The 12,041-nt window shown below is 36.9% G+C and carries 12 protein-coding genes and 1 pseudogene; 5 read left to right on the top strand and 8 right to left on the bottom strand.

Annotated features, from left to right (window positions below; translation table 11 throughout):
• Window positions 1-22: 22 nt before the first annotated feature.
• Both ACHZEU_RS20125 and ACHZEU_RS20120 read right to left on the bottom strand, forming a co-directional pair.
• Window positions 23-814 carry an alpha/beta hydrolase gene (locus ACHZEU_RS20125; RefSeq protein WP_279495726.1) on the bottom strand — a complete coding sequence of 264 codons (792 nt, stop codon included), beginning with the start codon at window positions 812-814 and terminating at the stop codon, window positions 23-25.
• A 125-nt stretch (window positions 815-939) separates the two neighbouring features.
• Window positions 940-2,289, bottom strand: a complete 1,350-nt coding sequence (locus ACHZEU_RS20120) for an FAD-binding oxidoreductase (protein ID WP_054549973.1) — start codon at window positions 2,287-2,289, stop codon at window positions 940-942.
• Between the two features lie 154 nt (window positions 2,290-2,443).
• Here ACHZEU_RS20120 and ACHZEU_RS20115 point away from each other — a divergent pair.
• From ACHZEU_RS20115 to ACHZEU_RS20105, 3 genes and pseudogenes are all read left to right on the top strand, one after another.
• Window positions 2,444-3,853 (top strand): annotated as a pseudogene (locus ACHZEU_RS20115) (LysM peptidoglycan-binding domain-containing protein).
• Window positions 3,854-3,984: 131 nt separating this feature from the next.
• On the top strand, window positions 3,985-4,149 hold the full coding sequence (locus tag ACHZEU_RS20110) for a YfhD family protein (RefSeq protein ID WP_004226371.1): 165 nt from the start codon (window positions 3,985-3,987) through the stop codon (window positions 4,147-4,149).
• A gap of 12 nt (window positions 4,150-4,161) precedes the next feature.
• Window positions 4,162-4,353 carry an H-type small acid-soluble spore protein gene (locus ACHZEU_RS20105; protein ID WP_004226369.1) on the top strand — a complete coding sequence of 64 codons (192 nt, stop codon included), beginning with the start codon at window positions 4,162-4,164 and terminating at the stop codon, window positions 4,351-4,353.
• A 45-nt stretch (window positions 4,354-4,398) separates the two neighbouring features.
• Here the strand turns inward: ACHZEU_RS20105 and ACHZEU_RS20100 are convergent, their stop codons facing one another.
• Window positions 4,399-6,543 carry an EAL domain-containing protein gene (locus ACHZEU_RS20100; RefSeq protein WP_333879484.1) on the bottom strand — a complete coding sequence of 715 codons (2,145 nt, stop codon included), beginning with the start codon at window positions 6,541-6,543 and terminating at the stop codon, window positions 4,399-4,401.
• Window positions 6,544-6,741: 198 nt separating this feature from the next.
• Window positions 6,742-7,269: an RNA polymerase sigma factor gene (locus ACHZEU_RS20095; RefSeq protein WP_259948431.1), complete on the bottom strand. Its 528-nt coding sequence runs from the start codon at window positions 7,267-7,269 to the stop codon at window positions 6,742-6,744.
• Between the two features lie 238 nt (window positions 7,270-7,507).
• Between ACHZEU_RS20095 and sspI the strand changes: the two genes are divergently transcribed.
• Complete coding sequence (gene sspI, locus ACHZEU_RS20090; RefSeq protein ID WP_004226361.1) at window positions 7,508-7,717, top strand: small acid-soluble spore protein SspI; 210 nt, start codon at window positions 7,508-7,510, stop codon at window positions 7,715-7,717.
• 79 nt (window positions 7,718-7,796) lie between these two features.
• The gene (locus tag ACHZEU_RS20085; RefSeq protein WP_259948432.1) at window positions 7,797-9,176 is read left to right on the top strand and encodes an FAD-binding oxidoreductase; all 1,380 of its coding nucleotides are present in this window, start codon (window positions 7,797-7,799) and stop codon (window positions 9,174-9,176) included.
• Between the two features lie 47 nt (window positions 9,177-9,223).
• On the opposite strand, the gene ACHZEU_RS20080 is transcribed toward ACHZEU_RS20085, so the two are convergent.
• From ACHZEU_RS20080 to ACHZEU_RS20065, 4 genes are read right to left on the bottom strand one after another with little or no spacing between them, the layout of a single operon-like run.
• The gene (locus tag ACHZEU_RS20080; protein WP_404803690.1) at window positions 9,224-9,736 is read right to left on the bottom strand and encodes a GNAT family N-acetyltransferase; all 513 of its coding nucleotides are present in this window, start codon (window positions 9,734-9,736) and stop codon (window positions 9,224-9,226) included.
• Window positions 9,737-9,751: 15 nt separating this feature from the next.
• Complete coding sequence (locus ACHZEU_RS20075) at window positions 9,752-10,465, bottom strand: amino acid ABC transporter permease (RefSeq protein WP_333879482.1); 714 nt, start codon at window positions 10,463-10,465, stop codon at window positions 9,752-9,754.
• A 12-nt stretch (window positions 10,466-10,477) separates the two neighbouring features.
• Entirely contained in the window at window positions 10,478-11,182 is a 705-nt protein-coding gene (locus tag ACHZEU_RS20070) for an amino acid ABC transporter permease (protein WP_054549967.1), read from the bottom strand.
• Window positions 11,183-11,206: 24 nt separating this feature from the next.
• The gene (locus tag ACHZEU_RS20065; protein ID WP_048393633.1) at window positions 11,207-12,031 is read right to left on the bottom strand and encodes a transporter substrate-binding domain-containing protein; all 825 of its coding nucleotides are present in this window, start codon (window positions 12,029-12,031) and stop codon (window positions 11,207-11,209) included.
• Window positions 12,032-12,041 lie beyond the last annotated feature (10 nt).

Genomic DNA, 12,041 nt, shown 5'->3' with positions numbered 1-12,041 from the left:
TTGAAAATCCTTTCATTTTTCCCTACAAAAAATCTGCAATACATTGTATCGTTTCATTTGGGTGACTAATATGTGGATAATGACCTTTTGCTTCCATTAATTGTAACGTGCTATTTTTGAGATGCTGATGCAAATAATCTCCAACACTACTTGGCACAATACTATCTTCCGAGCATTGGATAATTAACGAAGGAACAGAGACCTTTGGTAATTCACTTCGATGATCAGATAAAAATGTGACCTCAGCAAATTCCTTTGCAATGATAGGGTCTGCTGCTATAAAGGTTTGCTTCAATTCCTGTGTTAATGCTGGCTGTTCAGGATTACTCATTGCAATAGGTGCCATATAGCTAGCCCAACCTGTAAAGTTCATTTCCATCATGTCTAGTAACTTTGCTATATCACTTCGCTCAAATCCCCCTCGATAACCATCATCATTTAAATAACAGGGAGAAGGACCAATCATAATCAATTTCTTAAAATAGTCAGGGTGCTGGATAGATGCGAGCAGTCCTATCATGGCACTAATGGAATGCCCTACAAAAATACTATTTTGTAATGATAGCGTTTCAATAATGTCCAATAAATCTTGTACATAGCCCTGTAACGATTGATATTTCTCTGATGAATAGGCATTTATATCTGAGTTACCTGAGCCTACATAATCGAATAATATAATCTTATATTTGTCCATAAATGCAGGCGTAATGAAACGCCACATATTTTGATCACAGCCAAATCCATGTGCAAAAATAAGCGGTTGGTCCCCTTGTCCGAGTATTGTTACATTATTACGAACAATAATATTTTCCATTCCAATCAATCCTTTTAGAAATATATGTAATAGTTTTATTGTGACCCCTTAAACAGTATTTATCAAGCTAAAACGTGAAAATCAAAAAGGAGCAGGAGTGCCGCTTCACCTGCTCCATTCTCCAGCTACAACCACTTCCTAATAGGTGGGATACTCTGCTGAAATTGAAATACATTATACGGATCATATTTTGTTTTCACTTCACGAAGCCTTCTAAAATTACGTCCGTAATAGGCTGTATGCCAGTCCTTAATATATCGATCTGGAAAATTCACATAATCACCAGACGTATAAGGTGATAAAGCTTGACGTAAATTTTCTACCCACTTAATATTTTGTTCTTCCTCTTTCGGTTTTTTCCAGGAAGTATTATATTCTTGAGCTATTATCGCATTGCGATAGTAATAGGCTGTATGCTGGGGAGCAATTTCACCTACTGCTCCTCTTAAAGACTGTTGCCATATTGTTGTATTTGAATTAGGTGCATGGGCTAAAAATTCTTTCATCCTCTGAATCGCCTTATATGGAAACGGTCTCTCCAAAAATGACCCTGATCTTTTTCGATAGGCAGGCTGATTACCGCTTGGTAAATCAAAAAATTCTATTGCCTTGCTATATGGCACTTCCTTTATCCAAATACTTGTTGGCAAGCCTGTTTTTCTAAGAGGGCGAAGCAATTTCTTTAATTCAGCTGCTGTTCCTATAAACTCACCTTGTGCGACTATCTCACCTACTTCCTTTGTTTTTAGCTCAATCTGTGAGGTTAGACGCTTATCTGTATAGGGAGCCCATTTTTGCCATGCATCAAAGGCCACTTCAAAGTCATCCCATCCCCATGTAATAGAGAACAGTGATACCTCATTAATCGCATGAAGCTTGAATGTCAAAGAAGTGACTATACCAAAATTGCCTCCTCCTCCACCACGACTTGCCCAAAACAAATCATGATGTTGTTGCTTATTCGCTCTGATTACCTGAGCACCCTCATGTTCACTAGCTACCACCGTTTCGATTTCAATAAGATTGTCACAAGTTAATCCAAATGGTCGTGATAGCATCCCAATCCCACCACCAAGGGTCAAACCGACCACCCCAACACTACTTTCTGTACCAGCAGGAATGGTAACACCATGCTCCCATAATGTACGGTATACGTTTCCCATATTAGCTCCAGCATCAATCCTAGCCGTCATTTCTGAGAGATTTACCGAAATATCATTCATATCACTTACATCAATGACAAGCCCTTTATTTACTAAAGAAAAATTTTCATAGCTATGACGACCGCTTCGAATTCTGAAAGGCTCATTGTTTTCTCTAGCCCATTTTAATGCATTAACCACATCTTTCGTTTTTTGACAAAACACAATGACACTCGGATATTTGGGATTATTTAAATTATTATTCGTTCTCGCTTGTTCATAATCCGAATCTTCAGGCGTGACGATTCTTCCTGTGAGCTTCGCCTTTTTCAACATCAAGCCCCTTTCTCACAATGATACTTATCCTATGCAACTTATTGAGAAAGAATTTGAAATTTCAGCTTTTTTCTAGAATCACACTAAAATACTCTTTTCCACACTTGAAACATATGATGCACTAATAACAACAACGTGTTGGAGGTGTTCTATGCTTATCCATGTGGTAAGTGCTGGCGAAACACTGTGGCAAATCGCTAATCGTTATGCCGTACCCGTTCAATCTATTAGCCAATTAAATGCATTAGCTACTCCTGATCAATTAGCCATCGGACAATCACTGGTTATCCCTTCTCCTTATACAATTTATACCGTTCAAAAAGGAGATACGTTATGGTCAATCGCACAGAAATTTAGCGTTTCCTTGCAATCTATCATATTAGAAAATCATCTAACGAATCCCGATCAATTAACACCAGGAACGAAATTAATTATTCCACCCATTGTTCATATCGTGCAGCCAGGAGAAACTTTATGGCAAATAGCACAGCGCTATGGTACGACCGTTCAAGCCATTACTATAGAAAATAAACTAAACAATCCCAATATGCTTTATGTTGGTTCACAATTGATGATTCCAAGAAAATTACCAACGATTGAAGTCAATGCTTATTCCTACCAACCTTCAGATGAAGCTGTAGACTCCATTAATGCTATTGGTCATCTACTAACTTATTTTAGTCCTTTTGCTTATAAGATGAAGGAAGATGGGACATTACAGCCCATTAATGATGAAAATATGATAGCGGCAGCAAAGGCTAAACATATTATCCCTATGTTAACGCTCACTAATTTTACTTCTACAGAAGAAGGCTCTAATTTAGCACATGTCGTCTTGTCCAGTCCAGAGTTAAGTAAAAAGGTCATGAATAATGTATTACAGGTGATGCAAGATAAAGGTTATCAAGTATTAAATATTGATTTTGAAAATGTTTTACCTGCTGATCGCGAAAATTTCAATGCCTTTATTCAATTGGCTGTGGATACCCTTCATCCAAAAGGTTATTTAGTTTCAACAGCGCTCGCACCTAAAACAAGTGCTTCACAAACTGGGACATTATATGAAGCGCATGATTACGAAGCACATGGGAGAATAGCAGATTTTGTTGTATTAATGACATATGAATGGGGCTATCGTTTTGGCCCTCCACAAGCTATTTCCCCGATTAATGAGATGCGAAGAGTCGTGGAGTATGCTTTAACTGAAATACCAGCTGATAAAATCTTATTGGGTTTTGAGTTGTATGCGCGTGATTGGCTCCTACCTCATGTCAAAGGCCAAGAAGCCGAAACGTTTAGCCCGCAGGAAGCGCTCAATAGGGCCATCAAGTACGGGGCAACAATCCAATATGATCCAACGGCYCAATCTCCTTTTTATCGATATGTTGATGAGCAAGGAAGGCAGCACGAGGTATGGTTTGAAGATGCGAGAAGTGCACAAGCCAAATTTGACATGACTAAACATTACAACTTACGTGGCATTAGTTATTGGGCATTAGGATTCCCTTTTCCTCAAAAKTNRKYKTYRKWARMSKMWAATKTKTMTRWTAWAMARTCTTAATACTCATTATTGTTCGCAATAAACAAAGAGCTATGCGAATTTTTCCTTGTGAAGTGCGATCTGTGCTGACGGGATAAAAAGTTCATTTCAAAGCCATATTAATTTATATCAACAGGAAAGGAGCAACTCACATGGGAAGAGACAATAAACAAGGTCAAAGCAATAATAAAGGCTCATTACCTCAAACGCCAAAAAACCAAAAGATTGCACCAAACAAGGTGAGTGAGGAATTTTCTCAAGAGTTTATGGAGCTAATTAACACAGTCACGCAAAATAAGAATAAGCAGAAAAAATAAGGGGGGCTTCAGTTGGATTTTCAACGTGCACAAGAAATTGTCGCCTCACCTTTAGAATTTGAAGTGAGCTATAATGGTGTTTCCATCTGGATTGATCAGCTCCACGATGATGAAAAAACAGCGACAGTTCACCTACGCCGTTCTTTAGAAGAGCGATCTGAAGTAGCTATATCCGAATTAAAAGAAGAATATCTCGTTCACTAAACAGCAAGAACCTGCTTACTCAATAGCAATAAGCAGGTTCTTTTTTTAAATACTATAATCTTCAATATATTGAAGTTGTGTTAATACTTCCTCCACACGATGATGTAAATCTTTATAGGTTTCCGTAATTTGCTGTGGGGATATTGGCTTACTGAATAGATAGCCCTGAATATAATCACAGCCACCATCTATTAGAAAAGATAATTGCTCCACTTCTTCAATGCCCTCTGCCACAACCTTTAGACGTAAATGTTTAGCCATCGAAATAATCATGGAAACAAGTGCTTCATCATTTGGATTATGTGGCACGTTTCTCACAAATGTTCGGTCAATTTTTAAACAATCAATTGGGAATTCCTTTAAATAAGATAGAGAGGAATAACCTGTTCCAAAATCATCTACAGCAATTTGGATGCCTAATGCCTTTAACTCATGTAATAGCTGTGTCATTTGATCAATATTCATCGTCATACTTTCTGTAATTTCTAATTGTAAAAATGACGGATCTAAATTGGTACGATGTAAAATATCTTGTACCATTTCTACTAAATCCTGTTGAAATAACTGGCCAAGTGATAAATTCACTGCCACTTTCATCGGAGGTAAGCCTTGTTTCTCCCATATTTTCGCTTGAGTGCATGCGGTTTCTAAAATCCATTTACCTAGTGGGATAATAAGGCCACATTCTTCAGCAATAGGAATAAAGATATCAGGTGGAACAAAGCCCCGAGTTGGATGACGCCAACGAACCAAAGCTTCGACCGATTCAATGGTGCCTGTTTTTAAGTTGACCTGTGGTTGATAGTCTAAATAAAATTCATTATTGGCTAACGCATTATGTAAGTCTTGCTCTAACAATATTCGATCTGCAATACCTTTAGACATGTATGGTTTATAAAAAAGAAATCTTTGAGGTATTTGTCTAGCTTCTCGCATCGCTAACTGTGCATGCATTAATAGCTCTTCACCAGTCCATTGCTCCTCATAGAGAGCAATCCCAATATTTAGACTGCCATTCAATGAAAATAATTGGACCTGTAAAGGATCTGTCATGGCACTTTTAAGATTTAAGCAAAATTGTAGTAGTTCCTCAATCGTCTTTACATGGTCAATATAAATAACAAATTGTCCTTCACGCAGTTTAGTTGCAAAATAATGTGGAGGTACAATCGATTGAATTCGCTCTGCAACAAGCTTCATCATTTTATTAGAGTTACTAATCCCAATGGACGAACGAATCGCCGCAAAGCGATCAATTTCTATGGCAATGATAGCCTTTTGCGCTTTATGTTCATGTAAATTTTCTTTTAACGTCTTTAGTAAAAAATGCTCATTTGGCAACAATGTAATGTCATCATGATAAGCTTGAAATCGAAGCTCCTGTTGAGATTGTTCAAGATCCTTTTTTATTTTCAACAGCTGCTGAAAGGGTTTTTCCACAGATGTATAGTAAATCGCCTTTAGGAAAAAATAGAATGCTAAAAACTGATAAATCAGTGCTGAGAAATCCCATATTGCATTTTGATCTTGACTAACAATAAAGAAGACATCACTCACAATAAGGGAAATAGCTGCGCTAATTAGCCACATGGAACGCTTCGGTAATTTTTTTACATATGTACTAACAATAGCAATGGTTAAAATTTGAAGAATAATAGCAATTAAGTGTACCATATTATCAATCGTATCTAACCAATTTTTAGGCAATACTTTGGGCGAATAATAAGCCAGAAAAACGCTTCCTAGAACGAAAAGCATCGAACAACCATATGTCAGTATCCGATGATGCATGGTTAATCGCTTTTTAGGGTTTAAAATAATAAGTATAAATCCAATGGCTAAGTATAAACGTATTAATATATGTAGGGGCTCGTTCATAAAGTTCCATTCTCTAGATTGGCTAAAAAACAAGCTAACTAATTCTAATAAGGCAATAATGAAAAACATGTTTCCTATGTATAAAGTTTGATTGGATAATAAGTGTGAAAATACTAAATAGGATTGGATCGCAATTGCCATTGTAAAAACAATGATTAATATTTGTATCACCAATTTTATATCTTGATACATGTTACCTTGGAAAACACCATATATTTGATTGCTAAAGCTCAGTAATGGTATGACTAGTAATAAGGGTAATACCATATACCAAATTTCTTTTTTCTCTATCTGATTAAACCATCTCTCCACTCCAAACCCTCCATACTACTATATAAACATTCACTAGGAAATTTTATCTATCTATATCGATTATTTAAATTTGAATTGTATATTTCTTTGACTTCTTACAAATCATAACACTTTTATCGGAATTTGTATGCACCTATGTGAAGTATGCTAATATTCATTTTATTTCAATATTAGCATACTTTTGATATTTTTAGTTCTTTATTCCACCTTGAAAAGTTGATGTTTCAATCTCTGGATGATTCTACCTCTTCTTTTTTTAATAGCAACAGCGGATAAGCCTAATGCATTAGCTATTTCTTGATCACTGTAACCTTCTACATAATAAAGTAGTAATATTTCTCTTTCTATTTGCTTAAGCTGAGACAACTTAATTTCAAGTAAGCTAGGATTTTTTTGATTGTCCCATCCCTCCATATTACTAAGAATAAAATTGAGTATTTCACCATCAACAACCGTTATTCGCTCTGAATAGTTTTTTTCCTTTGATAATTCATTTAGAATCTCACCTTTTATCGAAGAATAAAGATAAGCAGAAAATTGTCCCTTTGCTGGATCTGCTTTTAGCCATGCCCTCCATACCGCAATAGAAGCAATATGACGATAGTAATCAAAATCCTTGTAAATATGAAGCTGCGTAAAAATGGCTGTAATCATTGGTTGCACAGCCTCTAAAATTTCTTCAAAAGATTGTGTTAATGAAAGCTTGTGATTGTTGCGAATAGACATACCACTCTTCCTGTCAACTGTGCACAGTTCAATATTCCTAGGTAACACAATCTTAGACTGTCATGTTGCTTGAGAGCTAATKCCCATTTTCAACATTTCAGCGCGCAGAAAGAATAAAATGCCTGGCATATTTAGTCATAATTCCTCCAAAGTTATTGCAAAAATTATCTATTTTCTTTGGTATTTCATACATATTTAAACGATAGTTGGACAAATTACTACTAAGGAGGCGATATAGATGAATTTTCAAATAAGAGATGCAATTACAGCGAATGTACATGGTCAATCTGCCGCAGAATTCAAAGACATTGTGGAAGATGCTATTAATCGCGGAGAAGAGCATTTACTACCAGGGCTTGGGGTGTTTTTTGAAAAATGGTGGAAGCAATCCAGTCCATCAGAACAAGATGAATTTGTTCAAAAACTAGAAAAAGTATTTGCTAACTGATTTTTAATGAACTGTGCATTCCATTTCCAATAAATGCGTGATAAAGTTTTACTTATCAGAAAATTTTGGAGGGATTGGAATGACTGTTGCAGTAGAATTACTTGTCAATCAACTCAAACAGGTTTTATTAGAAGAACAAGTGTCAACAAACGAAACGGTACGACAGCTACATGGAAAGGATGAATCTCATCATATGATGAGATTACCTGATATCGTTGTCTTTCCCCGTTCCACAGCTGATGTCAGTGCCATCTTAAAAATTGCACATGCACAACGTGTACCAGTTGTACCATTCGGTGTTGGCTCCAGCTTAGAAGGAAACGCGATTCCTATTGCAAATGGTATTTCTATTGATTTCTCTGAAATGAATAAGATTTTAGAAGTTCGACCTGACGACCTTCTTGTAAAAGTTCAGCCTGGCGTCACTCGCTCTCAACTGAATAAGGAGTTAAAAAAACACGGTCTACAATTCACAGTGGATCCAGGTGCAGATGCAACACTAGGTGGCATGGCTGCGACGAATGCTAGTGGTACGACTGCTGTGCGTTACGGTGTTATGCGTGATCAGGTTCGTGATTTAGAGGTTGTCCTTGCAGATGGCTCTGTCATCCATACAGGTAATTTAGCCGCGAAATCCTCTTCTGGTTACCATTTAAATGGTCTATTTGTCGGCTCTGAAGGAACACTTGGCTGCTTTACGGAGTTAACGTTAAAAGTGTATGGTATACCTGAATTTGTGACAGCGGGGCGAGCTGTTTTTGACACAGTTGGAGATGCTGTTAGTGCTGTTACCGCCTTATTACAGGCTGGTATTTCAATTGGTCGAGTGGAATTGGTCGATGAATCCTCTATGAAGCAGGCCAATGTCTATAACGATACATCCTTTAGCGAAAAACCAACATTGTTTTTAGAATTCCACGGAAACGAAGCGGGTATGCATGCGGACATCGCATTTGCTACAGAAATTTTTGAGGACTACAGCTGTCTATCCGTCGAATTCGAGCAAGATAATGCTGCTCGTAATAAGCTTTGGGAAGCACGACATTCTTTAGCCTATGCATATATTCATGCTTATCCTGGTAAGAAGCTCATGTCAACGGATGTCTGTGTACCAATCTCTGTGCTTGCTGAAACCATTTTATATGCACGAGAACAGCTTGATCATGTTGGACTCGCAGGTGGGCTTGTGGGCCACGTGGGCGATGGAAATTTCCATGCACTTTTAATGTTAAATCCAAATGACGCCGAGGAGCAGGCAAAAGCGGATCGCTTCAATGAACAAATTGTGCAATATGCATTACTTCGAGGTGGCACATGTACGGGCGAGCATGGTGTTGGCATTGGCAAAATGAAATACCAAGCCACTGAGCATGGTACCTCTTTAGTCGTCATGAAAAGCATAAAAGCAGCGCTTGATCCACTTAACATTATGAATCCAGGAAAGATTTTCACACTATAATTAACATTAAAACCCGCTGATTGACTAGAGCATCAGCGGGTTTATCATTATAAATCATAACGGAAGCTCTTGACTAATATATCTCCCTTGTAAAATTCCTTCGACTCATCTCGCACAAAACCTAATGATAAGTAAAGATTTATGGCAGCCTGCATCATATCACCTGAGTGTAAATAAAGTGCCTGATCCTGTCTCTTTCTAGCAAAGGCAAAACTTTCATTTAATAATTTCTTAGCAACCCCTTGCCCTCTGCCTTTTGGATGCACACCTAATAAGCGCACAATCGTCGATTGAATATTTAGCTCTGGCAAGCCATACGCTTTCCCTGCATCCGTAAATAGTTGTAATCCACCTAATATGTCATCTCCGCGTTTTGCAATTAGAATTGTTTCTGCATTCGGATTACCAACCGAAGCACGGATATCACTTAAATATGATTGCCAGCGCTCTGGGTCTTCATAGTCCTTTTCATATTGCGCATAGCTCTCAACTAAAACTTCAAGMTAGCTTGCATAATCTTCCTCTTGTAAATGTTCAATCACAATGTTCGCTACTGTCACTCTAATTTCCCCTTTCTATGATGAAAAACCGCCTTTACTATAGGCTGTTACTCTTTTTTCAATACGGTGTGAAACCCATTCTACTATGATTGAAATTCCCCAATAAATAAGACCAACAGCAATAAATGACTCTAAAAACTTTAAGTTCATGGAAGCAATAATATTTGCCACACCGGTCAATTCTTTAATGGATAAGAAAAATGCTAATGATGTAGCATGTAAAAAACCAATAAAAACATTCGTCAAGTTGGGAATAGATTGCCCAAATGCTTGTGGTAAAATATAACGTCGCATCGCTTGAGGAAATGTTAATCCAATCGCATATGCTGCTTCTAATTGTCCTTTAGGTACAGCTAATATCCCTGAACGAATAATTTCTGAGGCATAAGCCCCTGCACTAAGTGTTAAGGCTAGTATGACAAAAAATAAAATAGGAATAGAATTTGATTGTATCTTTAAATGAAGCAAATTAGCTACACTATCAACTAGCATTGGCAAGCCAAAATAAACGAGCATGATATGCATAATGATAGGTGTTCCTCTGAAAAATGAAACATAAAAATTAAGTACAGATGAGACTATTTTTATCTGTTGAATGCGCACGAAAGCTACAATTATGCCAATAACCATTCCTAATAAAACAGGTGTAATAGTCATGAATAAGGTTAACGGTATTACTTTACTAATTTCTCGTAATGCTTCTCCTATAAAAGCGATATCAATGGTCATAGCATATTCCCCCTATTGTGAAGCAAGCTCCTTTGGCATATAGCGATTAAAATAGCGTTCATTAAATTTAAATACTTTTTCAAGGATTATAACGATGACATAGTAAACAATTGACAAAGCTACATAGATTTCAAACGCTCGTGTCGTAGAAGCAATCAAGGTTTCTCCCCTCCCCACCATATCCATTACACCGATGGAGAATGCTAACGATGTATCTTTTAATGAACTAATCATTGTATTTGCTATATTTGGAAAAGCAACACGTATTGCCTGTGGAAAAACAATTCGCATAAAAGCCTGTGATCCACTTAAGCCTACTGAATAGGCCGCCTCCATTTGACCCCGATCAACGGTTAAAATTGCTGCACGAAATATTTCGGCAAAGGCTGCCGCATTGCTGAATGTGTACGTAATAATAACAAAATACATTGCATCCATTCGTGTCACATCAATATGAATGAGTTTTAACAATGCGGGTATACCGTAAAATACTAAGAACAACTGCACTAAAATGGGTGTACCACGAATAAAGGATATATAGATTGTAATAATTTGCTTCAATATTGGTATGTGAAGTAGCTTTGGTATGGCTAGCACAATCCCAAGCATCATACCAAAAAGTATGGAGAATACTAGAATCTCGAAAGTTATGGGTAAATACTGAAGCAATGTTGGAAGTACTTCCGCAATTAGCACGACATCAAAGTTATTTTCCATACTGCCATCTTCCTTTCCTATTCATTAGAAGTCTACTGTATAATCATCACCCAACCACTTTTTACTAAGCTCACTCACTACCCCCTCATTCTTTAATTCAACGATTGCTTCATCTAAGCGCTCCTGTAACTTCACTTCATCTTTATTGAGTAAAAAGTAGACCTTTGAATTTAATAATGCATCACCTACAACCTTTTGCTGTGCCTCATTGCTTTCGTTATAGTATCGAACAGCAAACGGTGTGGTAATAATAGCATCAATTCGTCCCGTTGCAAGTTGATTATTAACATCGACAGAGCCAGAAGAATAAACGATATTTGCTCCTAAATTATGCTCTTTATTATACTTTTCAATAAAAACAGCAGAATTACTTGTTGGTGAAACACTCACATTTTTCCCTTTTAAATCCTCAATGGATTGAATTGCATTATTTTTCTCGTTGACTGTCACCTTTAATGGGAAAACATTATACGGCTCTTTATTAAATAAAAACTTCTCTTCACGCTCACTATTAACTTCCATTTGATGGGCAATAAAATCTATTTTTCTTGTTTCTAAACTTAGTAATAAATTGGAGAATTCCATTGTTTTAAATTCAAACTCATATTCTGGTAGCTTCTCATCAATTGCACGAACAAGCTCTACATCATAACCAGTTAAATTTCCCTTGTCATCTAAAAAACAGATGTTTGGAAACTGAGTTCCCGTACCAACTATAATTTTTTGAACATCCTTGCCACTCTGTGCTGTTTTTTGAGCACTTGCGTCACCAACTGTTTTTTCTGAGTTTGCACACGCAGTTAATAGCGCTGCTAGCACAAGTAGCAAATAAAATGATATTTTTTTCATAAGATTCCTC

The sequence above is a fragment of the Lysinibacillus sp. S1 genome (assembly GCF_044986265.1).
GTDB lineage: Bacteria > Bacillota > Bacilli > Bacillales_A > Planococcaceae > Lysinibacillus > Lysinibacillus capsici.
Note: the sequence above shows the minus strand (reverse complement) of the source record. Positions and strands in the feature narration are given on the sequence as shown.